Genomic DNA, 26,785 nt, shown 5'->3' on the forward strand with positions numbered 1-26,785 from the left:
TCCAGTGGACCGCAGCGCCGCCGATGGTGCCTGTGCCGTTACGGACGGGCCAGGCTGGCCCAGTCCTCGGGGGTCATGCTCGACGCCCCTTCGACGTTGTTGCCGTTCTCGCGGCCGGGGATCGCCTCGGTGGCGGCACCACCGGACGGCGCGGTCGCGGCGCCCTCGACGTCACCGGCGGCGCCGGCGTCGAGACCACCCTCGGACACCACGGCCGGCGGGGTCGCCGGCTCCGCCGCGGCGACGGGCGCCGGCGCGGCCTCGGCGGCCTTCTTGGCCGGAGCCTTCTTCGCCGCGGCCGGCTTCGCCGCCGTGGACTTGGCGGGGGTGGCCTTGGCCGGCGCGGCCTTGGCCGCCGTGGACCTGGCTGCCTTCGCGGGGGCGGCCTTGGCGGTGGTGGCCTTGGCCGTCTTCGCGGCCGCCGGGGCGGCCGGGACGGGCTCGGTCACGGTGGCCGCCGGTGCCGCGGCGGGTGCCGCGGTCGCCTTGGCCGCCTTCGCGGGGGCGGACTTGGCCGTCTTGGCCGGGGCCGCCTTGGTGGCCGTGGACTTCGCCGCGGTCGCCTTGGCCGCGGTGGGCTTCGCCGCCGTCTTGGCCGGGGCCGCCTTCGCCGCCGTGGTGGCCTTGGCCGTCTTGGCCGGGGCCGCCTTCGCGGCCGGCGCGGCCTTGGTGGCGGTCGCCTTGGTGGCCGGTGCGGCCTTCGTGGCGGTCGCCTTGGCCGCGGCCTTCGCCGGAGCCTTCGTGGCGGTCGCCTTGGCCGCGGCCTTGGTGGCCGTTGCCTTGGCCGCGGTCTTCGCGGGCGTCGCCTTGGCCGCGGTCTTCGCGGGCGTCGCCTTGGCCGCGGTCTTCGCGGGCGTCGCCTTGGCGGCGGCCTTCGCCGGAGCCTTCGTGGCCACGGCCTTCGCCGGGGCCTTCGTGGCGGTTGCCTTGGCCGCGGTCGACTTCGCCGCCGCCTTGGCCGGGGCGGCCTTGGCCGTCGTTGCCTTGGCGGTGGTGGCCTTGGCGGTCTTCGCCGGGGCTGCCTTCGCCGCAGCCGTCTTGGCCGGGGCCGCCTTGGCGGTGGTGGCCTTGGCGGTGGTGGCCTTGGCGGTCTTCGCCGGGGCCGCCTTCGCCGTCGCCTTGGCCGCCGTCGACTTCGCGGCCGCCTTGGTGGCCGCCTTGGCCGGGGCCGCCTTGGTGGCCGCCTTCGCCGGGGCCGCCTTCGCCGTCGCCTTGGTCGCGGCGGCCTTCGTCGCCGTGGACTTCGTCGCTGCCTTGGTCGCCTTGGCCGCGGTCGCCTTCGCCGCGGTGGCCTTGGCCGCCGCGGTCTTCGCGGGCGCCGACTTGGCCGCCGCCTTCGCCGGGGCGGCCTTGGCCGTCGTCGCCTTGGCGGTGGTGGCCTTGGCGGTCTTCGCCGGGGCCGCCTTCGCCGTCGCCTTGGCCGCCGTCGACTTCGCGGCCGCCTTGGTGGCCGCCTTCGCCGGGGTCGCCTTCGCGGTCACGGTCTTGGCGGGAGCAGCCTTGGCCGCGCTCGTCCGGGTCGCCTTCGCCGGCGTCGCCTTCGCCGTGGTGGCCTTCGCCGCCGTCGACTTCGCCGCAGGCGTCGCCTTCGCCGTGGCCGACTTGGCCGCGGTCGCCTTCGCCGCCGGGGTCGCCTTGGCAGTGGTGGCCTTCGCCGCCGTCGCCTTGGCCGCGGGGGTCGCCTTCGCCGTGGTGGCCTTCGCCGCCGTCGACTTCGCCGCGGGCGTCGCCTTCGCGGTGGCCGCCTTCGCCGCCGTCGACTTCGCCGCCGGGGTCGCCTTCGACGACCGCGCCGCGGTCGCCTTGGCCGCCGGGGTCGCCTTCGCCGTGGTGGCCTTCGCCGCCGTCGACTTCGCCGCAGGCGTCGCCTTCGCGGTGGCCGACTTGGCCGCGGTCGCCTTCGCCGCGGGGGTCGCCTTCGCCGCGGCGGTCTTCGCCGCCGTCGACTTCGCCGCCGGGGTTGCCGTCCGGGCCGTGGTGGCTTTCGCGGCCGGCTTCGCCGCAGTCGCCTTGGTGGCGGTCCTGGCGGCGGTAGCCTTGGAAGCGGCCGCGGCCGGCTTGGCCGCCGCAGCCGTCGAGGACGCAGCCGCACCCGCCCGGCCGGCCGGGGTGGCGACGGTCAGCGCCGCCGGCGTGGTGCCGGTCGCGCGCGTGCGGGTCGAGGACTTGGTGCCGGTGGGCTCCGCCACCGTCGTGCTGGTCGCGCGCCGGCGGGGTGCGGCGGCGGCGACCGACGTCGCGGCCCTGGCGGGGGTCACGGGCGTCGCCGCGTCCGCGGTTGGAGTCGTCGTGGCCGCGCTCGTTGCGGCCGATCTCGTGGTGGCCTTCTTAGCTGCGGCCATCGTGGTCCTCCTGGAGGAGTTCTCCCGCATCCTGCGGGATGTTCGCGGTTGGGTTGTGCGGGTGGAGACGGATCGAACGTGTCGTGTGCCGGGGCGGTTCGCGGTCGCCGTCGGCTCCGACGTGTTGCTAGTGCTTGCCTTCCCACCGTTCGTCTTCGGCGTCCCACGCCTCGTTGCGTTGCTGGACTCTTGTCAGCGCATGTGCGGCTTCTGACGCCGAATCATAGGGGCCGAGCCGATCCCTGCCGGCACACATGTCGGCCTCGGACTCGACCCGATGATGGGAAAGGCACCAGTAGTACCGCTCAGCACCGCTGCTGCTCATGACATCACTGTGCACCGCAAATGCAACACGCGCCACCGAAACCGGCAAATAGCTGGTTGGGATTCCACAGTAGACGCAACCGCCCGAGTCCGTGAGCAGACGCCCGCAAGACGTCCGGAAGGCGACGCAGAAGGTCCGCGAAAGGCGGCTAAATCCTTGTGCGGCAACGATTTCAGGAATCGACCGGCGGACGGGGCGGGCCGCGTGGAGGCACCGACGGCGGCGGATATGTGTGGTCACGATCACCCGCGGGTGAGCCGTTCGGTGGATCGAGATTCGAGTCGGTCGGGCGACCCTCGTTCATCGTTAGGAGACGAACGGTCCACCGTGGACGCCGGCGGTGGAACTTTCCGGCGCCCGGCCAGATACTCGGTGCCGTGGAGTCCTTCTCTTCCCCCGCGGCGTCGGATGTACCGTCCCCGCCCGCCCTCAGTGTCGTCCTGGCGATCGGGGGTTCGGCCGCCTCGGACGACGTCGCCCGGCAGCTGACGGCCGGACGGGTGGCGCGTGCCGCCGACGGCCGGTCCCTGGTCCTCTACGAGACACCGGGCGCGGCGGTCCACGACGTCGCCGGATACCTGCGGCCGCGGGCGATGACGATGGTCCGGTTCGGTCTGCACGCCGGGGAGCCGCCCCACGACGGCGGCGGGCGGCTGACGGGCCCGACGGTGTCGGCCGCGTCCCGCCTCGCCGACCTCGCCGCCCCCGGCCGGTTGCGCGTCTCCGCCGCCGCCGCGGAACTCCTCGGCGGCACGGTGCCCCTCGACGAGAGCGGGGACGGCTCGTTCCAGCTGCGGAAGTGATTTGGGACGCGACGAGGTCGCCCCGCACGCGGCCGGCGGGCTGCGGGACAATCACAGTGTGAGCCTCCATGCCGATGAGCTGCCCGATGTCCTTGCCGTCACCCCGCTGAGCGCACCGCCGGACGTGTCGCTGCGGCCGCCGGGTTCGAAGAGCATCACCAACCGCGCCCTGATCTGCGCGGCGCTCGCCCCGGGCCGCAGCACACTGACGGGGGTGCTGTTCGCCGACGACACGCACGCGATGCTCGGCGCCGTGCGGGCGCTGGGCGCGACGGTGACGGCCGACGAGGCGGCGTACACCGTCGTCGTGGACGGCGTCGACCCGCGCACCGCCACGGAGCCGGCCACCGTCGACGCCCGGATGTCGGGCACCACGTCGCGGTTCGTCCTGCCGGCGGCGGCGCTGCGTCCGGTGCGCAGCGTCGTGGACGGCTCGCCGCAGCTGCGGGCCCGGCCGTTCGGCCCGCTGACCGACGCGCTGCGCGAGCTCGGCGCGACGGTCGAGGACCTGGGCACGCCCGGGTTCCTGCCGGTCGCGGTCACCGGGCCGGTCGCCGGCGGCAAGGTCCCGCTGCCGGGCCACCTGTCCAGTCAGTTCCTGTCCGGGCTGCTGATGGCCGGGCCGCTGATGGCCGACGGGCTGTCGGTGGAGCTGACCTCACCGCTGGTCTCGGTGCCCTACGTCGAGGCGACCACGGCCGTCATGGCGGCGTTCGGGGTCACCGTCGAGGGGCTGCGGGTGCAGCCGGGGGCGTACCGGGCGACGGACTACGCGATCGAGCCCGACGCCAGCGCCGCGTCGTATCTGCTCGCCGCCGCCGCGATCGGTGCGGGCCGGGTCACCGTCGAGGGTCTCGGCACCTCGAGCCTGCAGGGCGACGTGCGCTTCGCGGACCTGCTCGAGCGGATGGGCGCCCGGGTCGAGCGGACCGCCGACCGGATCACCGTCACCGGCACCGGCACGCTGCACGGCATCGACGTCGACATGGCCGACATCTCCGACACCGCGCAGACCCTGGCGGCGGTCGCCGTGTTCGCCGACTCCCCGACCCGGGTGCGCGGCATCGGCTTCATCCGCAAGAAGGAGACCGACCGGATCGCCGCGGTCGTCACCGAGCTGCGCCGGGCCGGCCTCGACGCGGTCGAGGACGAGGACGGGTTCACCATCAACCCGGGCCCGCCCGCGCCGACGGCCTTCGACACCTACGAGGACCACCGCATGGCGATGAGCCTGGCGCTGCTCGGCCTGCGGGTGCCCGGCATCGAGATCCGCGACCCGCGCTGCGTGGCGAAGACCTACCCGACGTACTTCGTCGACCTGGCGCGCCTGTGAGCGACAGGTCTGTGCGCAACACCGACGACAGCGACATCGCCCTGGCCCGCCGCGCCGCCCTCGCCGGCGCGGCGGTCGGCCTGCGGTACTTCGCGGCGCTCGCCGACCTGCCGACGGAGCTCAAGGCCGACGGCAGCACCGTCACCGAGGCCGACCGCGCCGTCGAGACCGCCGTCCGGGACGTCCTCGCCGCGGCGCGGCCCGCCGACGCGATCCTCGGTGAGGAGGGCGGCCTGACCGGTGCCGGCGGCCGCCGCTGGATCATCGACCCGATCGACGGCACCGCGATGTTCGTCGCCGGCGACGACCGGTGGCTGGTCCTCGTCGCCCTCGAGGAGGACGGCGAGATCGTGGCGGGCGTGGCCGCCGTGCCGGCGCAGGGCGCGCTGTGGTGGGCCGGGCGCGGCGCCGGGGCGTACCACTCCGGCATCGACGACGACGGTCCCGCCCGACGCCTGCACGTCGCCTCCGACGGCGCCGACACCCCCGACGGTGCCAGGCTCGGCGTCATCCCCTTCGACGACCAGGTGTTCCCGGCGGAGTGGACGATGCTCGCGCCGCTGCTGGCGACGGCACGCAAGGAGCCGTGGCCGACCCACGCGGCGCTGCTGGTCGCCGACGGGCGGCTCGACCTGGCCGTGCAGACCCGGGGTCAGGTCTGGGACTTCGCGGCCACGTCGCTCATCGTGCGGGAGGCCGGCGGCCGATACAGCGGCCTCGACGGACGCCCGGGCCCCGGCGCCGGCCCGTCGCTGTTCACCAGGAGCGGCCCGCTGCACGCGGCGACGCTGAAGCTGCTCGAGGGGTCCTGACGCGCTTCACGCCGGCGGCTGGGTGAGCGGCGTCGGCAGCTCCCGCTCGGCGAGTTCGTTCACCTCGCGCCACGCCTGCACCCACAGGGGCGTCATCCGCAGGTAGACGTACTTCGGGCCGGGCCGGAACCCGGCCTTCGTGGCGAACGCGTCGGCGACGTCCGGCGCCATCCCGGCCGCCGGCAGCGACTCCACGGCACACTCGATGAGGACCACGTCCCGGGTCGGCCCGACGCCGACCCGGGCCCGCCCGTTCGCGGCGAGGTTGCGGGCCGTCGGGTTGCCGGGCGCGGTGGAGAACAGCAGCGTCGCACCGTCCCACAGGAACGACAGCGGCACCATGCACGGCTCCCCCTGCGGCGACGCGGTCGCCACCCAGGCATCGACGTCGTGCTCGAGCCGGTGCAGCGTGTCGGCGACCCGCTGCGTCGTGGTGCGTGCCGGTGCGGTCATGCCCCCAGCCTAAGCTGTGGCGGTGGACGACTCCGCCGTCTTGGCCGCTCGGTTCGAGGAGCACCGCGGACATCTGCTGAGCGTGGCGTATCGCATGCTCGGCGCCCGCGCCGAGGCCGAGGACGCCGTGCAGGAGGCGTGGCTGCGGCTGAGCCGGTCCGACCACGCCGCCGTCGACAACCTCGGCGGCTGGCTGACCACCGTCGTCGGCCGGATCTGCCTCGACCTGCTCCGCGGCCGGAAATCGGCCGTCCCCGTCGTCTCGCTCGTCCCGGTGGTCGACCCCGAGCACGAAGCGATCCTCGCCGACGACGTCGGTCAGGCGATGCTCGTGGTGCTCGACACCCTCACCCCCGCGGAACGGCTTGCGTTCGTCCTGCACGACCTGTTCGCGGTGCCGTTCGAGGACATCGCCACCGTCGTCGGCCGCTCCCCCGCCGCCGCCCGCCAGCTCGCCAGCCGCGGCCGCCGCCGGGTCCAGGGCGCCGGCACACCCCGCGACCCCGACCTGCCCCGCCAGCGCGAGGTCGTCGACGCGTTCCTCGCAGCCTCCCGCGGCGGCGACTTCGAGGCACTCCTGGCCCTGCTCGATCCCGACGTCGTCCTGCGTGCCGACGCGGCCACGGTGCTGTCCGGCGCCGCCCCCGAGGTCCACGGCGCCGACGCGGTCGCCGCGACGTTCACCGGCCGGGCCCGGGTCGCGCAGACCGCCCTCATCGACGGCTTCGCCGGCGCGGTCTGGTCCGTCGGCGGCCGGCCCCGCGTGGTCTTCGACTTCGTCGTCGAGGACGGCAAGGTCGTGGAGATCGAGCTCCTCGGCGACCCCGCCACCCTGGACCGCCTCGACGTGGAACCTTTCCCGGCCTGACACTCCCGCGCGTCACCTACGCGGAAGGTCTCGGTTCGAGCCGTACCCGATCAGCAGGCGGCTGACCGGTATGAGGACCTCCGCGCTACCAGTCCCGCCATTCGTCCGTGAGTTCGGCGCGGTCCCGACCCTGCCGGGCGGTGAGCGCCTCGACGTCGACGCCGGCGGCCGTCAGGACGCTGTCGATGAACCCGGCCAGCTCCTCCCGCTCGCCGGTCTCGATGAACTCGTCGCCGCCGGTGTCGTTCAGCGCGATGACCACCCGCCGCACCGCCGCCCAGATCAGCTCATCGGTCCTGGCCGGCAGGCGCTCGACCTCCAGCTCGTACGCCACCAGCGCCGCCTCGACCGCCACCGTGAACACCGGCGGCCAGAACTGCGCGGCGTGGGCCTCTTCGGGCGGGAGGGCGCCGGCGGCCACCGCGGCCGCCTCCTCCGCCACCACGCGCTGCCACCGCTGACTCGGCCTCTCGATCACGCCGGAAGCCTAGGTGCGCCCCGACCGCGGGAGCGCAGTGGCCCGGCACCGGACTTGCCCCGGAGTCGTGATCGAGCTGGTGAGGGAGGGTCCTCTGGTTCGTGGAGCCTCTCCCGCCAGATGCTTCACGGGCCCTGACAAACGGCGACCACAGCCGGATCGGGGCGCGCCTGACGCGAAACGCCGCCGCGCCGGCAGGCGCATGGCGGTGCGAGCGGGAGCGAGCAGGGGTGCCGGTGGCGAACTACAGTGCGCTGGTGTCGAGCCGGAACGTAAACGGCTCGCCAGCCGCCAGTGCTTCGCCGTGCTCGGCGACGGCGTGCTCGACGTAGTGCTCGCCGTCCAGACGGAGCAGCCGCAGACCGACCGGTCCGGCCGGGTCCGGCTCGACCAGCAGATACCAGCCGATGCGGGCGGCCGCGTACAGCTGCATCTTCAGCACCCGGTCGTTGCCGGCATTGCCCGGTGAGACGATCTCGCCGACGAGCGCCACCTCACCCGCCTCGATGACGACGCCCTCGTTGTCGGTGTCCGCGACGACGAGATCCGGGATGACGATCCGGCTGGCACTCAGCCGGACGTTGACCGCCTCGAAGACGAGCAGTCCGGCCGGCTTCGCCGCACGATGCAGTTCGTAACCCAGAAACATGGACAACTGCTGATGCCGCTTGCTCGGCGCCGGGCTCACAAGCAGGCTCCCGTCGAACAGCTCGATCCGGTTGGTGGTCTCGCCGAGCGCGAAGTAGTCATCCTCGCTCCACGGCCCGACATGATCCACTGTCGCCACGCTCATCGGCTGACCCACCTCCCGGCTCCGATAACAGCGTGCCATGCCGGTCGCCTCAAGAGCGAGGCGACCGTCCGCACCGACCCGGCTCAGCCGCGACCGGAACCAGCGACGAGGCCCGTGGAAGGGACCAGGTGGAGGGGTAGGGATCGGGCGCGCCTGGCGCAGGAAGCTGCCACGCGCGCAGCGCGGGCAGTGCGCCGCGCAGCGGCGCATGGGGGTGCGGGTGGGAACCCCCGCCGGGGCCCCGCCGCGGAGCGGTGGGGGGCATTACAGACGGACGAGTCGACCTGTACGCCGGGTTCTGTCCCCACCTGTGGGCGGGGGGCGGCCATCCATCTCGGCCTACCGTTGCCGGCAGGCTCTAGCGGTCTACCCGCAGGCTCGGGCGGGCAGCCCTCGAACGCCTGCGTCTGACCTTGCTCCGGGTGGGGTTTACCTAGCCGCCCCGGTCACCCGGGGCGCTGGTGGGCTCTTACCCCACCGTTTCACCCTTACCCGGCCGTGTGGCCGGGCGGTCTGTTCTCTGTGGCACTGTCCCGCGGGTCGCCCCGGGTTGCCGTTAACAACCACCCTGCCCTCTGGAGCCCGGACGTTCCTCGGCGGCACCGGTGAAGGTGCCGACGCGGCCGCCCGGTCGACTCGTCCGTCGTGCTGACTATCCTAGGCCGGACCATGAACCTTGTAGACATCGCGCTCCTGTCGGGCGCCGGGCTGGCCGCCGGCACGGTCAATGCGATCGCCGGCGGCGGGTCGCTGATCACGTTCCCGGCGCTGATCGCGACCGGGTTGAGCCCGGTGGCGGCGAACGTGACGAACTCGGTGTCGGTGTTTCCCGGGTACGCGGCGTCGGTGTACGGCAGCCGCACCGACCTCAAGGATCTGGCACGGGACAGTTCCAAGAAGACCCTCATCATGCTCATCCCCACGTCGGTGGTGGCGGCGGCGCTGGGGTGTGCGCTGCTGCTGGCCACGCCGGCGCGGGCGTTCGACCTGGTGGTGCCGTTCCTGGTGCTGGGGGCGGCGACCATCCTGGCGTTCCAGGAGCGGCTGCGGGGCCTGGTCGGGCATCCGCGGGACATGACCGAGCGGCGCCGGCGGCTGAGCCTGCACGCGATGGTGTTCGCCGGTTCGCTGTACGGCGGCTACTTCGGCGCGGCGCTCGGCGTGATGCTGGTCGCGGCGCTGGGGCTGGTGCTGGACCAGTCGATGGCCAGGGTCAGCGCGTTGAAGAACGTCGTGTCCGCGCTCGGTGGGCTCGTCACGGTGTGCGCGTTCGCGGCGTTCGGGCCGGTCGACTGGGCGGACGTCCTGGTCGTCGCGCCGACGGCGATGATCGGCGGGTACGTGGGCGCCCGCCTCGCCCGGAAGCTGCCGTCCCGGGTGCTGAAGTGGCTGATCGTCGCCTTCGGCACCGGGGTCGGCCTGGTCCTGCTGTACCGCGCGGTGTTCTAGGGGGACAGGTGCGACGTGTCGTTGACGGTGCGCACGGCGACCCCGCCGTCGGGCCACGAGTCGACGACCGAGACGCCGGCCGGGTCGAGGTAGAGCCGGTACATGAAGGCGTCGCCGGCGGCGAGGGCGTCGCGGAGCAGTGACTTGATCGGGGTCACGTGGCTGACGACGGCGATCTGCCGGCCGGCGTACTGCTGCTGCAGCCGCCGCAGCGCGCGCCGCACACGGATGGTGACCTGCTGCAACGACTCGCCGCCGGGTGGGGCGACGAGCGGGGAGGCGAGCCAGCGGTCGAGCTCGTTCGGGTAGGCGGCGCGCACCTCGGCGAACGTCATGCCGTCCCACTCGCCGAAGTCGCACTCGACGAGGTCCGGCTCGACGACGGTCTCGACGTCGCCGAAGACCGTGCCGAGCGCGGCGGCGGTGTCCAGGCAGCGGCGCAGCGGCGAGCTGACGGCGACGGCGAGGTCGGGGGCCAGGGCGCGGACCCGGCCGGCGGCCCGGGCTGCCTGGTCCCGGCCCTGGTCCGAGAGTGGGATGTCGCTGCGACCCGAATAGCGTTTTTCCATGGTGTACGGCGTCTCGCCGTGCCGCACGAGCACCATCCGCAACGGTGACCCGGTCGACGGCGGCGCCCACGACCGGGGACCCTCAGCCGGCGCCTCGGCGTCGACATCCACCGCCGTGACCGACGCCTGCGCCGAAGCGGCGCCGGACCCTGAAGCCGTCGAAGCGCCACCCGGCACAGCAGTGGCAGGCGTCGACGCGCCGCCCGGCACGGAACGAACTGCCGCGGCCGCGGCGGCCCGGGCCGCCGCCCGGCCCGGCGAGTCGGGACCCGCGACCGGCGCGGCCTCCACCGCCGGGACCGCGGCGGCGGGCGGGTCCGGGGCGTCCTTGCCGTCCATGGCGGCGTTGGCGAGCCGGTCGGCGTGCTTGTTCCGCTCCCGGGGGATCCACGAGTAGCGCACCACCCGGAACGTCCGCGCGAGCTTCCCCGCCTGCTCGGCGAGGGGGCGCAGGCCGGGGTGCTTGATCTGCCACCGGCCCGACATCTGCTCGACGACGAGCTTGGAGTCCATGCGGACCTCGACCTCGTCGGCGCCGAGCTCCGAGGCGGCGCGCAGGCCTTCGATCAGGCCGGTGTACTCGGCGACGTTGTTGGTGGTGACGCCGAGCCGGCCGAGGCGTTCGGCGAGGACCTCGCCGGTGTCGGAGCGCACGACCGCGCCGTAGCCGGCGGGTCCGGGGTTGCCCCTGGACCCGCCGTCGGCTTCGATCGTGACCTTCACAGGCCGGACTCCGCGGTCCGCACGAGGATGCGCCGGCATTCCTCGCAGCGGACGACCTCGTCGGGGGCGGCGGCCTTGACGCGGGCCCTGTCGCCGCCGGAGAGCTCGATCCGGCAGCCTTCGCAGCGGCCGTGGCGGAGCATGGCGGCGCCGATGCCGCCGCTGCTCTCGCGGATCTTGTCGTAGAGGGTGATGAGGTCGGCCGGGAGGTCGGCGGCGAGGGGCTTGCGGCCGGAGCGGCGGAACTCCTCGTCCTTGGCCAGGCCGGCGAGGGCCTCGTCGCGGCGCTGCTCGGCGGCGGCCCGCACCGTCCGGGTCTCGGTGAGACGGCCGACGATGTCGTCGAGGGTGGCCTGCGCGGTCTCCCGCTGCTCCATCAGCTCCAGCTCGGCGTCCTCGAGCTCGTTCTGGCGCCGGTTGAGCGTGGCGATCTCGTGCTGGAGGGCCTCCAGCTCGCGGGCGGGGCCGGTGCCGGCGTCGAGCCGGACCTGGTCCTTGTCCTTGCGGGCGCGGACCTGCTCGGCGTCGCGCTCGAGGCGGCTGATGTCGCGGTCGAGGTCGTCGACGGCGACCTGGGCGCGCACCCGCTGGTCCTCCATCGTGGACAGTTCGCGGGCCAGCCGGTCGAGCTCGGCGTGCTCGGGCAGCGACTTGCGCTTGTGCGCGAGCTGGGTGAGCGCGATGTCGATCGCCTGCAGGTCGAGCAGGCGCCGCTGAGCCTCTGGGTCAGCCTTCACGAATTACCGTCCTCCTGGAACGTCCACGGTGAGGTGTCCACATCGGACACGATGGTCTGCAGCCCGGTCTCGCGCCGCAGGAACGCCGCGACGTCGTCGAGCCAGGGCCGCTCGGACGCCCAGTGCGAGACGTCGAGCAGCACGGGCCCGCCGGCCGCGAGGTGCTCGTGTGCCGGATGATGGCGCAGATCCGACGTCAAGTATGCGTCAACACCCGCGCGGGCGGCGTCGGCCAGGAATGCGTCGCCGGCACCACCGGACACGGCAACCGTCTGGATGGTGGCTTCGGCGGGACCTGCCACCCGTACCCCACCCACCGACGAGGACACGAGCGCGGCCAGGTCTGCCAGTGCCATCGCAGCTGGCAGCCGTCCGATGCGTCCGTGGCCACGGCCGGTGTCGGCGATCGGCACGAGGGGGTGGACGTCCAGCAGGCCGAGGCGGGCGGCGAGCGCGTCGGAGACGCCCGGGTTGGCCACGTCGCCGTTGGTGTGCGCGGTGTGCAGGGCGATGCCGGCCCTGATCATCTGGTGGACGATGCGGCCCTTGTACGTGGTGGGCGCGACGCTGGACACGCCGCGCAGCAGCAGTGGGTGGTGGGTGAACATGAAGTCCGCCCCGGCCTCGACGGCCTCCGCGACGGTCCGCGGGTCGCAGTCGACGGCGAGGAGGACCTTGGTGACCTCGGCGGTCGGCTCACCGAGGGTGAGGCCGACCCGGTCCCAGCTCTCGGCCCAGGAGGGCGGGTAGCGCTGCTCGAGCAGTTCGACGAGTTCGGCGACAAGCACGGCGCGACGTTACTCCACGTCTTCGCGTGCCGTCTGCCGGTCGAGCGCGTCGACGGGCAGGTGCCACGGGAACGTGTCGACGATCCGCTCGCCGGTGCCGGGCGGGTGCAGCGGCAGCACGTCGGGGCCGTAGAGGACGGTGACGCCCCAGGAGCGCAGCTTCTCCACGGATTCGCCGAATGCCGGGTGCCGGGCCATGGCGGCGTTGGTGAACGGCACCGCGACGATCGGCAGGCCCATGCCGAGGCCCTCGACGAGCAGGCCGAGGGCGAGGGTGTCGGCGATGCCGGCGGCCCACTTGTTGATCGTGTTGACGGTTGCCGGGGCGACGATCATCGCCTCGGCCTGCGGGAGGATGTCGGGGTCGCCCGGGTACTTGTACCGGTGCCGGACGGGGTGCCCGGTCTGCGCGACGAGGCGGGGGATGTCGAGCCACTTCAGAGCGTCGGGCGTGGCGACCACGCAGACCTCCCAGCCCTTCGCCTGAGCGAGCGCCACGAGCTTGCTGGCATCCTGCGTGACGGGCGATCCGCACATCACGGCGTATAGGACATGACCGGCCATGCGGGCATTGTGCTACCCCGGTACTACACCCCGACGCTCATGTGCTCGGCGAGTTCCGCGACCGGCGCGGATGGCGTACCGCGAGTGCGTCGCAGCACGTCGCTGAGCACCTCCCGGGCCAGCGGGCGGCAGCGGATCTCCGACGGGGCGAGCCGGTCGCCCTCCAGGAGCATCTCGCTGGCCAGGTCAATGTCGCCGAGCATCGCGTGGGCGCGGGCCTGGTCGAGGTAGTGGTGCGCGCGGCGCTCCGGCAGCAGCGCGTGGAACGCCTCCAGGTCCAGGGCCTCGTGCACCTCAACCGCGACCCGGCCCTCACCGAGCTCGACGGCGGCGGCGGCGCGGTGCAGCTGCACGTTGGTCGGTCCGAAGCAGGACCAGTAGTAGTTGTGGTCGCCGTCGAGTCCTCTGGCCGCCTCCTCCGCGCCGCTGAGCAGGTCACGGACGGTGGCGCCGTCGCCGATGCGGGCCGCGGCCATGGCGCCCTGCAGCAGCAGCATGCCGTAGACCGACAGCCGCTCGGGTGCGCAGTCGTTGCCGTCGGTACCCGGGGCGAGCCGGTTGGCGATGTTGACGTTGATCTCGAGCGCCGGGCGGGACCGGCCGAGGGCGAGCAGCGCCAGGGCGACGCGGGTGGTGGCGGTGCCGGCCAGGAGCTGGTCGCCGGCGCGCTGGGACACCGCGATCGAGCGGTCGGCGGCGAGCCAGGCCAGCTCGTGCTCGCCGAGCTTGCGCAGCGCCGACGACGCGATCTGGTACACCTGCCCGAGCAGGTGGGCGGACTCGCGGCCCGGCCCGTCGCCGGCGTAGGCGGTGTCCGCGGCCTGGGCCTCCCGCAGCAGGCGCGGCAGGGTGCGGGCGAGCATGCCGTACTTGGCGTGCTGGTAGCTCAGCCACGCGTGGGTGACGGCCTTGCGCATCTCGGCCAGGGGCGGGGGCTCCGGCGGCGCGTAGAAGAAGGCGCTGATCTGGTCGTAGCGCTCCAGGGCGGCCCGGATCTCCTCGACCTCGACCTGGTCGACGCAGTTGATGCTGTCGGGGCGCCGCTCGGGGTCCTTGCCGAGCAGGATCTGCACGTCCAGCTGGAGCACGTCGGCGATCTCGTAGACCACCGAGAACTTGTCCAGCCGGCGCACGCCACGTTCGACCTTGTCGACCCAGCTCTTCGACTTCCCGAGCCGATCCGCGAAGACCTGCTGGGACATCTTGCGCCGGTTTCGCCAGTAGGCCACACGCCGGCCGATCGGCAGCTCATCCACGCCGCTCACCTCCGGAGGTCACCCGTCCGGTCGACATCGCACCTTTTGTGCGGTTCGTCCGGCGTTCCCGCTCATACGTTCCGATGTGCAAGTTGCAGCCCCCGTTACCAAGCCCAACGCCGCACAGGGCGTCCGGTGACGTGACGTGGTGCCGCATGCACGTACGAGTGATCTCCCCTGCTAGGAGGAGCACATGCGGTCCTGGGAACGCGCCAAGCTGCGCAAAGCGGCGGTCCGGTACGTCGAGCACGGGTGGCACGTCCTGCCCGGTGCCTACCTGGTCGGGCAGCACGCCGGCCGGCACGCCAAGGAGCGCCGCTTCGACTGCGGCGAGGCCGGCTGCCGCACCGTGGCATGCCACCCGACGGCCTACCCGCCGAGTCGCTCGCCGGCGCTCGTCGACGAGCGGTGGCGGGTCCATCCGTACACGGTGCTGTTCCCGACCGGGCACGCCTTCGACGTGCTCGAGGTCTCGGCAGCGCTGGGCCGGGCGGCGCTGCTCGGCGACGGCTTCGTCGCGGCACGGGGACCGGTCGCCGTCGCCCAGCAGAAGGGGCTGACGGACCGCTGGTTCTTCCTGGTGCTGCCCGGCCACGGCCTGCTGCCGGAGCTCGCCCAGCAGCCCGACGTGGTGCTGCACGGGCAGGGCTCCTGGATCCCGGCGCCGCCGAGCCCGCAGTCCGGCGGGCGGGTCCGCTGGGAGCTGTCCCCGGAGACGCACGGCTGGCGGCCGGCGGAGCCCTACGCCGTGCAGGCGCTGATGCTCGACGCCATCGGGGCCGGCCCACTCGCGACGGCCAGACCGAAGGCCACCTGGCGCACCTCGGCGTAGGGCGGGCAGCACAGCGCAAGCCGGCGGCCGGTCCTCCCGGGGGGACCGGCCGTTGCCGGGTGCGCGCACCGCACCCACCGAGCGGCCATGGTGCCGGGGCTCGCTAGGCTTCGGAAAAGATTCACGTGCAGAATTCATGCCGATGCCCAACGTAGCGTTGGTGTAGCCCTAAGTCGACCCTTGTACCTCGGGCGAGTTACTCAACGGATGTACAACTACCTACTCATCGTTGAGTGTTGATCTACTGAATTGATCAGTAACCGACCGAGACGTCGATGGTCGTCACTACCCGCAGGACGCCTTCGGCGGCCCTCCGGTCGGGCACCTCGGTCGGCTCGGCGGCCGGGTCGACCCGGAGGATCCGGCCCCCCTCGGGCAACCGGACACCGCGCGCGGCAAGCAGTGCCGTCAGCGCGCCGTAGATGAACTGCTCCACCTGGTCCGCCTCGGCCCAGGCCTGCAGCCCGATCCGCCAGCGCACCTGCCGGGCCCAGGGCAGCCTCGAGCGGGCCGGTGCCCCCACCGCCTCCACGAGCAGCACCGGCAGGTTCCCGGTCAGGTCGTCGGGGCGCTCGGTGACCAGGGTCGCGCCCGAGAGGTGGTGCTGGGCACGCAGGTACGCCATGACGAGCCGGACCGCGTCCGGCTGCGCCACGGCGGTCACCGCCCGCCCGAGCCGGCGCCCGACCTCACGCGTCCTGCCCCCCACACTCGCCGCTGTCCCTCTCCGCTGCCCTCTCGGGGACAACGGAGTCCGCACCGTCAGGTCGCGGTACCACAGATACATTTCATGTTCCCTGAAGAAAGGATTCACCGGTGATCGGAGAAACGGTGCGTCCCGTTGCATGGTTCGACAATTCTCGACCGCGGGCTGTCAGCACCTCGACATCACGTCGGCTTGCGCTGTCGCAGGCCGACCTGATCCAGGCTACCTACCAGGGAAGATCCGTTGTGCGTACAACGCCGGATTGCTCGACAATGATGTTCATTGCGCCATACATCGGCGCCCTCCGATCGGCGTGAGTTCACCGATCGGAGGGCGCCGGAGTGCGGATCAGCTGAAGCGGACTCCCTCGTCGCGGCGGTACGCCCAGGCTGCCAGGGCCGCCGCCGCGACCGTCCAGACGGCCAGGGCCACCATCGAGGTGGTCGATACCCGGAAATCGCCGACGGCCGCCCAGACCAGCTCAACGGCGCCGCGGGTCGGCAGATACGGGGCGATCGTCTCGACGAACCCCGGCGCGTCGCCCGGCGCGGACAGCAGCCCGCCACCGAACGCCAGCGGGAAGAAGATGATCTGCGCGACCGCCAGGGCGGCCTTGGTCGGCAGGGCGTAGCCGATCGCCAGGCCCATGAATGTGAACGGCAGCGCGCTGAGGACCACCGCGCCGAGCGCGAGCAGCAGCTGCCCGGGCGACGCGGAGGCCGCGGTGAGTGCCGCGCCGATGATCACCACCGGGATCAGCGAGATGAACATGAACGTCAGCCCGGACAGCACCCGGCCGGCGAACGCGGCGGCCGGGCCGGCCGGCAGGGTCCGGCTGAACGGGTCCCATGGCTGGGCGCGGTCCTCGGCGACGCCGACCCCGTAGGTGAACAGGGAGCTGGTCATGACCGCGAACATGACCATCGACGCGGTGGCGTAGGTGGCGCCGACCGCGTCGTCGCCGGCGAACGGCACGACGAAGAACAGCATCGACGCGGCCGGGAAGAACGCCCCGCCGACGACGGCGACGGGGATGCGGATGGTCTCCAGGATGCGGAACCGGGCGTGCGTGAGCGCCAGTGACATGGGTCAGGATCCCGTCTTCGCGGTAGTGAGCGTCAGGAACGCCTCTTCGAGGGTGGTGGGCTGCACCTGCAGGCCCTGGAACGGCACGCCCGAGCGGACCAGGTCCCGGACCAGCTGGTCGGCGTCCGGGGTGAGCAGGGAGGTGCGCCCGTCCGCGTGTTCGACGCCGACGACGCCGGGCAGGTCGGGCAGGTCGGTGGCGGCGACGCTGACCCGGTGGATGCCGACCATGCCGCGGATCGCCTCGACGGTGTCGTCGGCGAGGACCCGGCCGCCGCCGATGACCACGACCCGGTCGGCGAGGGCCTCGATCTCCTCCAGGTAGTGGCTGGTCAGCACGACCGTGCCGGTGCGCCCGTAGTCCTTGATGTAGGTCCACAGGTCGCGCCGGGCCTGCACGTCCAGCCCGGTCGTCGGCTCGTCCAGGAAGACGAGCTCGGGGCGGCCGACGAAGGCGAGCGCGACGGCCAGGCGCCGCTTCTGCCCGCCGGACAGCCCGCCGGTCTGCCGCCGGGCCACCTCGGCCAGGCCGAAGTCCGCCAGGAGCGCACCGACCGGGACCGGGTCGGCGAAGTGGGCGGCGACGAACTCGACGCACTCGCTGACCCGCAGCGTCGCGGGCAGGCCGGTCTCCTGCGGGGTCACCCCGATCCGGCGGCGGCTGGCCGGGTCGCGGGGGTCGCCACCGAAGAGCTCGACGGTGCCGCTGGTCGGCTTGCGCAGGCCGACGAGCAGGTTGATGAGCGTCGACTTGCCGGCGCCGTTGGGGCCCAGCAGTCCGACCACGCCACCGGCGGCGATGTCGAGGCTGACCCCGTCCAGGGCGGTCCGGTCGCCGTAGCGGCGGGTCACGTCGATGGTGCGGGCTAGGGACATCAGGACTCCTTGAGGGGGTCGAGCAGGGCCCGGACGGCGGCGGTGTAGTCGTCGAACGCGACCCTGCCCCGGGCGCTCAGCGCGGCCGTGGTGGTCGGGGTCCGGCCGCGGAAGGACTTGGCGACGTCGACGTAGCCGGCCTGTTCGAGCTTGGTGAGGTGCACCGACAGATTGCCGGCGGTCATGTCGAGGATCTGCTGGAGCCGGGGGAAGGTCATCCGGTCCCCGTCGGGCAGCCCGGACAGGGCGGCCATGATGCGCAACCTCGCCTGGGCATGGATCACCGGGTCGAGGTCAGCCACGCCGGCGCCGTTCCCGCATCGCGAGCACGAGGGCCAGCGCGATCAGGCCTCCCCCGCCGCCCGCCGAGATCAGCAGCGAGTGCCAGCCGGGGCCGAGGGCGACGCCGGCGATGTTGATGACGGTCAGCCAGGCGCCGAGGACGAACATGTCGCGCGACAGCCAGATGGCCGAACCGGCCAGGTACATGACGGCAACGGTGCCCACGGAGACGCACGCCCACAGCAGGCCCTGCTCGTCCTCGGGCAAGTACTTGACGAAGCGCCCGGTGGTGGAGCCGACGCCGGCGAACGCGAGGAACCAGGCGAGACCGTAGGCCGTGCCCTGCCACGACGAGCGTCCCTGCACGCCGCGCCCGCGCCGGGCGGAGACGACCATCGTGCTCGTCATCGCCAGGACCATCAGCGCGAAGAGGGTGACCAGCGGCAGCCAGTCCGGCAGGGGGACGAAGATCCGGCCGTCCGGCCCGTACCGCAGGAACAGCAGCCCGTAGCCGATCAGCCAGGCCAGTCCCCAGGGCAGGTAGTAGGCCAGGGGGTTGATCGCGACGGTGCCGGCGACCGCCGCCCGCTCCTGCCGGATGAGCGCGAGGGACTCGGCGGGTGAGGCGGGTGGCGCGTCGTCGTCGACCGGGGCCATGCAAACAACTTTAAACCACAAACCTCTTTACCAAAAGAGAGGGGCCTTCCGGCCCCTCTCTTTTGTTGCCTATCGCCGTCCTACGAGTCGCCGCCGGTCTCGCCGACCGGGGCGGCGTTGACGTCGTCGATCGCGTACTTCTTCGCCGCCTCGGCCGGGGCCGAGGCCGGGACCTCGCCGCGGCGGGCGAGCTGGCGCAGCGTGGCGACCACGATCGACTCGGCGTCGACGTGGAAGTGCCGGCGCAGCGCGTGCCGGGTGTCCGACAGGCCGAAGCCGTCGGTGCCGAGCGACGTGTAGTCGTTGGGCACCCAGCGCGAGATCAGGTCCGGCACGGCCCGCATGAAGTCGGAGACCGCGATGACCGGGCCCTGCGTGCCCTCGAGGGCCCTGGTGATGTGCGGCACCCGGGGCTCGTCGGCCGGGTGCAGCAGGTTGTGCTCCTCCGCGACGACCGCGTCGCGGCGCAGCTCGGTCCAGGAGGTCGCGGACCACACGTCGGCGGCCACGCCCCACTCCTCCGCCAGGAGCTTCTGCGCCTTCAGCGCCCACTGCATGCCCGTGCCGGAGGCGAGGAGCTGCGCCTTCGGGCCGTCCTGCACCGTCGCGGGCAGGTAGCGGTAGAGCCCCTTGAGCAGCCCGTCGACGTCGAGGTCCGCGGGCTCGGCCGGCTGGAAGATCGGCTCGTTGTAGACCGTCAGGTAGTAGATGAGGTCCTCGGGCTGCTCGCCGTACATCCGGTTGACCGCGGCCTCGGTGATGTGCGCGATCTCGTAGCCGAACGCGGGGTCGTAGGCGACCACGGCCGGGTTCGTGGCCGCGATGAGCAGCGAGTGACCGTCCTCGTGCTGCAGGCCCTCACCGTTGAGCGTGGTCCGCCCGGCGGTGGCGCCGAGCAGGAACCCGCGCGACATCTGGTCGGCGGCCGCCCAGATGCCGTCGGCGGTGCGCTGGAAGCCGAACATGGAGTAGAAGATGTAGACCGGGATGATCGGCTCGCCGTGGGTGGCGTAGCTGGTCGCGGCGGCCGTGAACGAGGCGACCGAGCCGGCCTCGTTGATCCCCTCGTGCAGGATCTGCCCGTTGGTGGACTCCCGGTAGCTCAGGAACAGCTCCCGGTCGACGGGCGTGTAGTTCTGCCCGTGCGGCGAGTAGATCTTCGCGGTCGGGAAGAGCGAGTCCATGCCGAACGTGCGGGCCTCGTCGGGGATGACCGGCACCCAGCGCCGGCCCATGCCCTTGTCCCGCATCAGGTCCTTGAGCATGCGGACGAACGCCATGGTGGTGGCGACCTTCTGCTTGCCGGAGCCGCGCTTGATGTCGCCGTAGACCGACGACTGGGGCAGCGGCAGCGGCACGTGGGTGGTGCGCCGGTTGGGCACCGGCCCGCCCAGCTGCGCCCGGCGCTCCCGCATGTACTGCATCTCGTCGGACTTCTCGTCGGGCCGGTAGTACGGCACCGCATACGGGTTGTCGCCGATCGCGCTGTCGGGGATGTCGAGATACAGGCGGTCGCGGAAGTCCTTGACGTCCTGCAGGGTCAGCTTCTTCATCTGGTGCGTCGCGTTGCGGCCCTCGAAGTGCGATCCGAGGGTCCAGCCCTTGATCGTCTTGGCCAGGATGACCGTCGGCTGGCCGGTGTGCTCGGTGGCCGCCTTGTACGCCGCATACAGCTTGCGGTAGTCGTGGCCACCGCGCTTGAGCTGCCAGATCTCGTCGTCGGAGAGGTGCTCGACCATCTTGCGGGTGCGCGGGTCACGGCCGAAGAAGTGCTCCCGGACATACGCGCCCGACTCGGCCTTGTAGGTCTGGTAGTCGCCGTCGGGGGTCTTGTTCATCAGGTTGACCAGCGCGCCGTCGGTGTCGGCGGCGAGCAGCGGGTCCCACTCCCGGCCCCAGACGACCTTGATCACGTTCCAGCCGGCGCCGCGGAAGAACGCCTCGAGCTCCTGCATGACCTTGCCGTTGCCGCGCACGGGACCGTCGAGTCGCTGCAGGTTGCAGTTGATGACGAACGTGAGGTTGTCCAGCTCCTCGCGGGCCGCGACGCCGATCGCGCCGATCGACTCCGGCTCGTCCATCTCACCGTCGCCGAGGAACGCCCATACGTGCTGGTCGCTGGTGTCCTTGAAGCCGCGGTTGTGCAGGTAGCGGTTGAACCGCGCCTGGTAGATCGCGTTGATGCCGCCCAGACCCATCGAGACGGTCGGGAACTCCCAGAAGTTCGGCATCAGCCGGGGGTGCGGGTAGCTGGGCAGGCCGCCGCCCATGCCGCGGTGCGACAGCTCCTGGCGGAACCCGTCGAGCTGCTGCTCGCTCAGGCGGCCCTCCATGAACGCCCGCGCGTACATGCCCGGCGAAGCGTGCCCCTGGAAGAAGATCTGGTCACCGCCGCCCGGGTGGTCCTTGCCGCGGAAGAAGTGGTTGAAGCCCACCTCGTACAGGCTGGCGGCGCTGGCGAAGGTCGAGATGTGACCGCCGACGCCGACGTCGGGGCGCTGGGCGCGCTGCACCAGCATCGCCGCGTTCCACCGGATGTAGGCGCGGATCCGCCGCTCCACGTGCTCGTCGCCGGGGAACCAGGGCTCACGCTCCGGCGCGATCGTGTTGATGTAGTCGGTGGTGGTGAGCGGTGGCACGCCGACCTGTCGCTCCCGCGCGCGCTCCAGCAGGCGCAGCATCACGTAACGGGCGCGCTTCGGGCCGCGCTCGTCGATCACTCCGTCCAGCGACTCGACCCACTCGGTGGTCTCCTCCGGGTCGATGTCCGGCAGTTGACTCGGCAGACCGTCGCTGATCACTGGGCGCTTGCGTTCGGTGGACACAGGCGTTCCTTCTAGGTGTAGGACCGGCCGCGCTGTTGGTAGGACCGCGGTGGCCGGTCGGGATGGCCTCGGGGTGTGCGTGTTGAGGCAATGTGTGAGCCCATGTCCCATCCTGCCTGCCCCCAGTGCAATCCGTCACGTCTACGGGGCGTCAACTGCGACACGCGACACGATACCGACGGGTAACTTCTGGGTGACAAACCGCGACCGAGCGGGCCTCGCGAGGGGGTCGTATCGACTATGGTGCGGCCGTGCCTGACAACTCGCCGTCGAGCCCCCCGACCGCCGTGATCGTCTTCTTCATCCTGTTCACGCTCTTCATGGTTGTGGCCGTCGTCACCAACCTGGTCCGCAACGCCCGCCGGGCGACCGGCTCCGGCACCCGCACCGCCCCATCCCGCGGGTACCGGCCGGGGACCTCCGCCGACGCCAATCTCCTCGGTCCCGACTGGACCCCGGACGGCGGCGGCTCCGGTGCCTCGGGCGGCCATCACAGCGGGCATGGCGGGCACGACGGGCATGTCCATGGCTGGGGACACAGCATGGACCACGGCCATCACGGTCACTCCCACTCCCACGACTCGGGATCGTCCTGGCCCTCCTCCGACTCCGGCTCGTCCTCGTCGGACTCCGGCTCGTCCTCGTCGTCGGACTCGGGGTCGTCGTCGTCCTCCTCCAGCGACTGACAGACTGGGGTCCATGCACTCCGAGGTCATCACCGTCCGTACCGGCACCCGGCCGGTGGTGCGCGACATCACGGACGAGGCGTCGCGGTTCGTGACCTCGCACGCGCCGGACGGTGACGGGCTGCTGCACGTCTTCGTCCCGCACGCCACCGCCGGCATCGCGATCATCGAGACCGGCGCCGGCAGCGACGACGACCTGCTCACGGCCCTCGACGACGTGCTGCCGACCGACGACCGCTGGCGGCACCGGCACGGCTCGCCCGGCCACGGCCGGGACCACGTGATGCCGGCGTTCGTGGCGCCGTACGCGACGCTGCCGGTCATCGGCGGGCGGATCGCGCTGGGCACCTGGCAGTCGATCTGCCTGGTCGACCCCAACGGCGACAACGCCACCCGCCAGGTCCGCTTCAGCTTCCTGCGCGGATGAACCGCGTTTCTGCCGGGCGTCCCGGCCATCAGGCGGGAGGATCACAGGCGTGATCGAGCGTCGCGTCGCCGTCGTCTTCCTCGTCGACCCGCAGGGGCGGGTCCTGATGCAGCACCGCGACTCCCACGCCAAGGTCTCCCCCAACCAGTGGGCCATGCCCGGCGGCAAGATCGAAGAAGGGGAGACCCCGGAGGAGGCCGCCCGCCGCGAGGTGCAGGAGGAGACCGGACTCACCGTCACCACACTTGAACACTACGTGACCAGCACTCGACCGTCGGTGACCACCGCCGACGGCCTCGTGGAGATGCACGTGTACTGCGCGCCCACCGACGCCACCCAGGACGAGATCGTCCTCGGCGAGGGTCAGGCAATGGTGTTCCTCACACCTGAGGAGGCACTCGCCCGGGACCTCGGCGTCACCGCGGCGCTTCTGGTGCCGGGCTTCCTGGCGTCTTCGCAGTACAGGGCCCTCGCGGAGCGCGACAGGCGGTAGCGGCCGAGGCACCCCGTGCCGCATCGGACTGGCAACCGAAGACCAATTTCGGCCATGCTGTCGAGCGTGACCACCCCTCAGGACCTCGACGAGCGGTTCCGCGCGGAGCTCGCCGGGCTCGTCGCCGCCACGGTCATCCGGGATCTCGACGAGCCGGTGCGGGACGACACCGCGCTGACCGGTGTGCAGGCCCGGGCGCTGTATGACGCCCAGTGCACCAGCCGGCACCTGGACCTCGCCGCCCGCTGGCTGCGCAGCTTCGACGCCGGCTACTACACGATCGGCTCGTCCGGCCATGAGGGGAACGCGGCCGTCGCCGCGGCACTGCGCCCGACGGACCCCGCCCTGCTGCACTACCGCTCCGGCGGCTTCTACTGCATGCGCGCCGCGCAGGTCCCCGGCAGCGACCCGATCCGTGACGTGCTCCGCGGGGTCGTCGCGTCCTCCAAGGACCCCATCGCCGGCGGCCGGCACAAGGTCTTCGGCCACCCCGACCTGCACGTCGTGCCCACGACCTCGACGATCGCCTCGCACCTGCCACGCGCCGTCGGCGTCGCCTACGCGCTCGGCCGCGGCCGCCGCCGCAACCCGGCCGCCGGCCCTGCCAACGGCCACGGCTGGCCCGGCGACGCCCTCGTCGTGTGCTCCTTCGGCGACGCGTCGGTCAACCACGCCGCCGCCACCGCCGCGTTCAACACCGCCGGCTGGTGCGACCACGTCGGCCTGCGCCTGCCGTTGCTGTTCGTCTGCGAGGACAACTCCCTCGGGATCAGCGTCCGCTCCCCCGACGGCTGGGTCGCCGCCGCCCTGAGCAGCCGCCCCGGCGTGCGGTACTACGCCGCCGACGGCTGTGACAGCGCCGCCGCCTACGACCGGGCCGCCGAGGCCGCCGCGTGGGTGCGCCGCTTCCGTCGCCCCGCGGTCCTGCACCTCACCACCGTGCGGCTGATGGGCCACGCGGGCGCCGACGCCGAGATGGCGTACCGCTCCCCCGTCGAGATCGCCGGCGACCTGGCCCGCGACCCCCTGGTCCGCACCGCCCGGCTCCTCGTCGAGGCCGGCGTCGCCACCCCGGCCGAGCTGATGGGGCGCTACGACGAGCTCGGCTGGGACGTGCGCCGGGTCGCGGAGGAGGTCCTCGGCGAGCCGAAGCTGGGCAACGCCTCCGAGGTGACCGCACCCCTCGCGCCGCGGCGTCCGGTCCGCGTGTCCCGGGCCGTCGCCGACGCCGCCGCGGACCTGATCGACGAGGCCGTGGACCCCGACGCGGGCAGCGACATCGACGACGACCTGGAGTTCGCCGAGGCGTACGAGGGGCCGCCCGCCGCCTCCCGGGCCGTGCCGTCGCACCGGGCGCCCTCCACCACCACCGACGACGACGTCCCGGCCATCGCGCCGGAGGATCCCGCCACCGGCCAGCACGCCCTGGTCCCCGGCTCGGGCCAGCATGTCCTGGTCTCCGACCCGGGCCAGGCGGCCGACGAGGGCTCCGGCACGGGTTCCGGCTCGGACTCGGGCACGGGCTCCGGTGCGGGTTCCGGTGCGGGTTCCGGTGCGGGTTCCGGTGCGGGTTCCGGTGCGGACTCCGGTGCGGACGATTGGCCGGAGCCGGCGACCGGGTCGTTCGTCGCCGGGCCGGCGGCTTCGGATGCTTCGATCGTCGCGGGCCTCACGGGTGCCGCCGGCCCGCAGGACGAGCCGGTGGAGCCCGCGGACGTCGAGCCGCGCGCCGACCGGGACGCACCCGAGCCCGCCGACGACAACCGGCTCAACGGCACCGGCCACCCGCCGACCCGCGCGGTGGCGTTCAACGGGCGGCTCCCTGAACGCGCCGGCCCGCTCACCCTCGCGCAGACCATCAACGCCGCCCTGACCGACGCCATGCTCGCCTACCCGCAGATGGTGGTCTTCGGCGAGGACGTGGCGGCCAAGGGCGGCGTCTACGGGGTGACCAAGGGCCTGCGGGACCGCTTCGGCGCCACCCGCGTCTTCGACACGCTCCTGGACGAGACCTCGATCCTCGGCCTGGGGCTCGGCGCCGGCCTGGCCGGGATGCTGCCCGTGCCGGAGATCCAGTACCTGGCCTACCTGCACAACGCCGAGGACCAGCTGCGCGGCGAGGCCGCCACGATGCAGTTCTTCTCGCAGGGCGCATACCACAACCCGATGGTCGTGCGGGTGGCCGGCCTGGCGTACCAGCTGGGTTTCGGTGGGCATTTCCACAACGACAACGCCCTCGCCGTGCTGCGCGACATCCCCGGCCTCGTCGTCGCCGCGCCCGCCCGCGCCGAGGACGCCGCGCCCATGCTGCGCACCTGCCTCGCGAGCGCGATCGTCGACGGCAGCGTCTGCGTGTTCCTGGAGCCCATCGCGCTGTACCACACCCGCGACCTGCACGGCGACAGCGACAACTGGTGGTTGTCGGACTACGCCCCGCCCAGCGAGTGGTCGGCCATCCACGTGCCCATCGGCCGGGCCCGGGCGTACCACAGCGGCCCCAACGACGACCTGACCATCATCACGTTCGGCAACGGCGTGCGCATGTCGCTGCGTGCCGCGGCCCGCCTCGCCGAGGAGGGCGTGACCTGCCGGGTCGTCGACCTGCGCTGGCTGGCGCCTCTGCCCGTCGGCGACATCATCAAGCACGCCTCCGACACCGGCCGCGTCCTCGTCGTCGACGAGACCCGCCGCTCCGGCGGCGTCGGCGAGGGAATCATCGCCGCCCTGGTGGACGCCGGCTACGTCGGCGTGGCCCGCAGAGTGGCCGCCGTCGACTCGTTCGTGCCCCTCGGCCCGGCCGCCAACCACGTCCTCGTCTCCGAGGAACAGATCGTCCAAGGAGCAAAATCGCTGTTGGCCCGGTAGTTTGGACCGATAGTTTTTCGATCGCATCGGTGCGCCACTTGCGTTGACGGCCCGTACTGTGTGGACTACGCGCTAACAGTGGTGTTGCGACAGGAGGCAGTGGACAGTGAACGCGACCGCGGGTCAGGCCGAGGTGAAGAGCCTGGCGGACCGGTTCGGTGTCGAACCGGGCATGGTCGTTATGGAGATGGGGTACGACGACGACGTCGACCAGGATCTCCGCGACGTCCTGATCGACCGGTGCGGGGACCTGGTTGACGAGGAGACCGACGAGGTCGTCGACGTTGTGCTGCTGTGGTGGCGCGACGACGACGGGGACCTGGTCGAGACGCTCATCGACGCGCTGGGCCCGCTCGCGGACAACGGCGTGGTGTGGCTGCTCACCCCGAAGGCCGGCCGTCCCGGGCACGTCGAGCCGAGCGATATCAACGAGTCGGCCCCCACCGCCGGGTTGCAGCAGACCTCGACGGTCAACGCCGGCAAGGACTGGACCGCGGCGCGCCTGGTCGCGCCGCGCGCCGCGAGGTCCCGCCGCTAGCCGCCAGCCGGTCGGTGTGCTCGCCGGCGCCCTCCCCCGCGAGGGGGAGGTCGAAGGCGAGCCAGACCAGCCCGACCCCGCCACCCGGGCGAGGTGCTCGGGCCGATGCTTCCTGCGCACGCTCTGACCACCGGCGCCGTCGCGCACCGGCCCTTGCCGCGTGGCCGCCCGGACACCCGGCGGCCACGCTCGCCCGGCCCGCTCGCCCGGCCCGCTCGC

27 protein-coding genes and 1 other RNA gene are annotated in these 26,785 nt (G+C 72.7%); 12 read left to right on the forward strand and 16 right to left on the reverse strand.

The window, feature by feature from the left end; genetic code table 11:
* Nucleotides 1-38: 38 nt before the first annotated feature.
* Nucleotides 39-896: a hypothetical protein gene (locus ACFPIJ_RS20695; RefSeq protein WP_380116784.1), complete on the reverse strand. Its 858-nt coding sequence runs from the start codon at nt 894-896 to the stop codon at nt 39-41.
* On the opposite strand from ACFPIJ_RS20695, the gene ACFPIJ_RS20700 reads away from it, so the two are divergent.
* The 4 genes from ACFPIJ_RS20700 (at nt 889) to ACFPIJ_RS20715 (ending at nt 5,615) form a co-directional block, all read left to right on the forward strand.
* Nucleotides 889-2,556 (forward strand): hypothetical protein, encoded by a 1,668-nt coding sequence (locus ACFPIJ_RS20700; RefSeq protein ID WP_380116785.1) that lies wholly within the window; start codon nt 889-891, stop codon nt 2,554-2,556. The genes ACFPIJ_RS20695 and ACFPIJ_RS20700 overlap by 8 nt on opposite strands.
* Before the next feature lie 488 nt (nt 2,557-3,044).
* Nucleotides 3,045-3,470: a nucleotidyl cyclase domain-containing protein gene (locus ACFPIJ_RS20705; RefSeq protein ID WP_380116786.1), complete on the forward strand. Its 426-nt coding sequence runs from the start codon at nt 3,045-3,047 to the stop codon at nt 3,468-3,470.
* A 58-nt stretch (nt 3,471-3,528) separates the two neighbouring features.
* Nucleotides 3,529-4,803 (forward strand): 3-phosphoshikimate 1-carboxyvinyltransferase, encoded by a 1,275-nt coding sequence (gene aroA, locus ACFPIJ_RS20710; RefSeq protein WP_380116787.1) that lies wholly within the window; start codon nt 3,529-3,531, stop codon nt 4,801-4,803.
* Nucleotides 4,800-5,615, forward strand: a complete 816-nt coding sequence (locus tag ACFPIJ_RS20715; protein WP_380116788.1) for an inositol monophosphatase family protein — start codon at nt 4,800-4,802, stop codon at nt 5,613-5,615. The genes aroA and ACFPIJ_RS20715 overlap by 4 nt, the downstream gene beginning before the upstream one ends.
* Nucleotides 5,616-5,621: 6 nt before the next feature.
* On the opposite strand, the gene ACFPIJ_RS20720 is transcribed toward ACFPIJ_RS20715, so the two are convergent.
* Nucleotides 5,622-6,068 carry a pyridoxamine 5'-phosphate oxidase family protein gene (locus ACFPIJ_RS20720; RefSeq protein ID WP_380116789.1) on the reverse strand — a complete coding sequence of 149 codons (447 nt, stop codon included), beginning with the start codon at nt 6,066-6,068 and terminating at the stop codon, nt 5,622-5,624.
* A 22-nt stretch (nt 6,069-6,090) separates the two neighbouring features.
* Between ACFPIJ_RS20720 and ACFPIJ_RS20725 the strand changes: the two genes are divergently transcribed.
* Entirely contained in the window at nt 6,091-6,936 is an 846-nt protein-coding gene (locus ACFPIJ_RS20725) for a sigma-70 family RNA polymerase sigma factor (RefSeq protein ID WP_380116790.1), read from the forward strand.
* 85 nt (nt 6,937-7,021) lie between these two features.
* Here the strand turns inward: ACFPIJ_RS20725 and ACFPIJ_RS20730 are convergent, their stop codons facing one another.
* The 3 genes from ACFPIJ_RS20730 to rnpB all read right to left on the reverse strand — a co-directional run bounded on the left by ACFPIJ_RS20730 (nt 7,022) and on the right by rnpB (nt 8,846).
* Nucleotides 7,022-7,414: a hypothetical protein gene (locus ACFPIJ_RS20730; RefSeq protein ID WP_380116791.1), complete on the reverse strand. Its 393-nt coding sequence runs from the start codon at nt 7,412-7,414 to the stop codon at nt 7,022-7,024.
* A 244-nt stretch (nt 7,415-7,658) separates the two neighbouring features.
* Nucleotides 7,659-8,207, reverse strand: coding sequence for a Uma2 family endonuclease (locus tag ACFPIJ_RS20735; RefSeq protein WP_380116792.1), 549 nt, complete (start codon nt 8,205-8,207; stop codon nt 7,659-7,661).
* Between the two features lie 271 nt (nt 8,208-8,478).
* An RNA gene (gene rnpB, locus ACFPIJ_RS20740) (RNase P RNA component class A) lies at nt 8,479-8,846 on the reverse strand.
* Between the two features lie 30 nt (nt 8,847-8,876).
* Between rnpB and ACFPIJ_RS20745 the strand changes: the two genes are divergently transcribed.
* Nucleotides 8,877-9,656 carry a sulfite exporter TauE/SafE family protein gene (locus ACFPIJ_RS20745; protein WP_380116793.1) on the forward strand — a complete coding sequence of 260 codons (780 nt, stop codon included), beginning with the start codon at nt 8,877-8,879 and terminating at the stop codon, nt 9,654-9,656.
* Here ACFPIJ_RS20745 and ACFPIJ_RS20750 read toward each other — a convergent pair.
* The 5 genes from ACFPIJ_RS20750 to ACFPIJ_RS20770 are packed head-to-tail and all read right to left on the reverse strand — an operon-like array spanning nt 9,653 to nt 14,293.
* Entirely contained in the window at nt 9,653-10,987 is a 1,335-nt protein-coding gene (locus ACFPIJ_RS20750) for a bifunctional RNase H/acid phosphatase (RefSeq protein WP_380116794.1), read from the reverse strand. The genes ACFPIJ_RS20745 and ACFPIJ_RS20750 overlap by 4 nt on opposite strands.
* Nucleotides 10,945-11,685, reverse strand: a complete 741-nt coding sequence (locus ACFPIJ_RS20755; protein ID WP_380116795.1) for a zinc ribbon domain-containing protein — start codon at nt 11,683-11,685, stop codon at nt 10,945-10,947. The genes ACFPIJ_RS20750 and ACFPIJ_RS20755 overlap by 43 nt, the downstream gene beginning before the upstream one ends.
* Entirely contained in the window at nt 11,682-12,473 is a 792-nt protein-coding gene (locus tag ACFPIJ_RS20760) for a Nif3-like dinuclear metal center hexameric protein (RefSeq protein WP_380116796.1), read from the reverse strand. The genes ACFPIJ_RS20755 and ACFPIJ_RS20760 overlap by 4 nt, the downstream gene beginning before the upstream one ends.
* Before the next feature lie 9 nt (nt 12,474-12,482).
* Nucleotides 12,483-13,037: a flavoprotein gene (locus ACFPIJ_RS20765; protein WP_380116797.1), complete on the reverse strand. Its 555-nt coding sequence runs from the start codon at nt 13,035-13,037 to the stop codon at nt 12,483-12,485.
* A 23-nt stretch (nt 13,038-13,060) separates the two neighbouring features.
* Complete coding sequence (locus ACFPIJ_RS20770; RefSeq protein ID WP_380116798.1) at nt 13,061-14,293, reverse strand: helix-turn-helix domain-containing protein; 1,233 nt, start codon at nt 14,291-14,293, stop codon at nt 13,061-13,063.
* Nucleotides 14,294-14,486: 193 nt separating this feature from the next.
* On the opposite strand from ACFPIJ_RS20770, the gene ACFPIJ_RS20775 reads away from it, so the two are divergent.
* A complete protein-coding gene (locus ACFPIJ_RS20775; protein ID WP_380116799.1) occupies nt 14,487-15,125 on the forward strand; it encodes a bifunctional DNA primase/polymerase in 639 nt (212 codons plus the stop codon).
* Between the two features lie 253 nt (nt 15,126-15,378).
* Here ACFPIJ_RS20775 and ACFPIJ_RS20780 read toward each other — a convergent pair whose 3' ends face one another.
* The 6 genes from ACFPIJ_RS20780 to aceE all read right to left on the reverse strand — a co-directional run bounded on the left by ACFPIJ_RS20780 (nt 15,379) and on the right by aceE (nt 21,557).
* A complete protein-coding gene (locus ACFPIJ_RS20780) occupies nt 15,379-15,834 on the reverse strand; it encodes a hypothetical protein (RefSeq protein WP_380116800.1) in 456 nt (151 codons plus the stop codon).
* Between the two features lie 345 nt (nt 15,835-16,179).
* Complete coding sequence (locus ACFPIJ_RS20785; RefSeq protein WP_380116801.1) at nt 16,180-16,917, reverse strand: ABC transporter permease; 738 nt, start codon at nt 16,915-16,917, stop codon at nt 16,180-16,182.
* Between the two features lie 3 nt (nt 16,918-16,920).
* Nucleotides 16,921-17,793 carry an ABC transporter ATP-binding protein gene (locus tag ACFPIJ_RS20790; protein ID WP_380116802.1) on the reverse strand — a complete coding sequence of 291 codons (873 nt, stop codon included), beginning with the start codon at nt 17,791-17,793 and terminating at the stop codon, nt 16,921-16,923.
* Nucleotides 17,793-18,095, reverse strand: coding sequence for a transcriptional regulator (locus tag ACFPIJ_RS20795; protein WP_380116803.1), 303 nt, complete (start codon nt 18,093-18,095; stop codon nt 17,793-17,795). Before ACFPIJ_RS20795 ends, ACFPIJ_RS20790 begins: the two co-directional genes overlap by 1 nt.
* Nucleotides 18,088-18,732 (reverse strand): transporter, encoded by a 645-nt coding sequence (locus ACFPIJ_RS20800; protein ID WP_380116804.1) that lies wholly within the window; start codon nt 18,730-18,732, stop codon nt 18,088-18,090. Before ACFPIJ_RS20800 ends, ACFPIJ_RS20795 begins: the two co-directional genes overlap by 8 nt.
* Before the next feature lie 80 nt (nt 18,733-18,812).
* Nucleotides 18,813-21,557: a pyruvate dehydrogenase (acetyl-transferring), homodimeric type gene (gene aceE, locus ACFPIJ_RS20805; RefSeq protein ID WP_380116805.1), complete on the reverse strand. Its 2,745-nt coding sequence runs from the start codon at nt 21,555-21,557 to the stop codon at nt 18,813-18,815.
* A 251-nt stretch (nt 21,558-21,808) separates the two neighbouring features.
* Here aceE and ACFPIJ_RS20810 point away from each other — a divergent pair, with 251 nt between their 5' ends.
* The 5 genes from ACFPIJ_RS20810 to ACFPIJ_RS20830 all read left to right on the forward strand — a co-directional run bounded on the left by ACFPIJ_RS20810 (nt 21,809) and on the right by ACFPIJ_RS20830 (nt 26,566).
* The gene (locus ACFPIJ_RS20810; RefSeq protein ID WP_380116806.1) at nt 21,809-22,243 is read left to right on the forward strand and encodes a hypothetical protein; all 435 of its coding nucleotides are present in this window, start codon (nt 21,809-21,811) and stop codon (nt 22,241-22,243) included.
* 13 nt (nt 22,244-22,256) lie between these two features.
* On the forward strand, nt 22,257-22,670 hold the full coding sequence (locus tag ACFPIJ_RS20815) for a YjbQ family protein (RefSeq protein ID WP_380116807.1): 414 nt from the start codon (nt 22,257-22,259) through the stop codon (nt 22,668-22,670).
* A 49-nt stretch (nt 22,671-22,719) separates the two neighbouring features.
* On the forward strand, nt 22,720-23,163 hold the full coding sequence (locus ACFPIJ_RS20820; RefSeq protein WP_380116808.1) for an NUDIX hydrolase: 444 nt from the start codon (nt 22,720-22,722) through the stop codon (nt 23,161-23,163).
* A 54-nt stretch (nt 23,164-23,217) separates the two neighbouring features.
* A complete protein-coding gene (locus ACFPIJ_RS20825; protein WP_417323601.1) occupies nt 23,218-26,028 on the forward strand; it encodes a transketolase C-terminal domain-containing protein in 2,811 nt (936 codons plus the stop codon).
* A gap of 106 nt (nt 26,029-26,134) precedes the next feature.
* Entirely contained in the window at nt 26,135-26,566 is a 432-nt protein-coding gene (locus tag ACFPIJ_RS20830; RefSeq protein ID WP_033362448.1) for a DUF3052 domain-containing protein, read from the forward strand.
* Nucleotides 26,567-26,785 lie beyond the last annotated feature (219 nt).

Origin of the sequence: Dactylosporangium cerinum (assembly GCF_042653625.1) — a bacterium.
Lineage (GTDB): Bacteria > Actinomycetota > Actinomycetes > Mycobacteriales > Micromonosporaceae > Dactylosporangium > Dactylosporangium cerinum.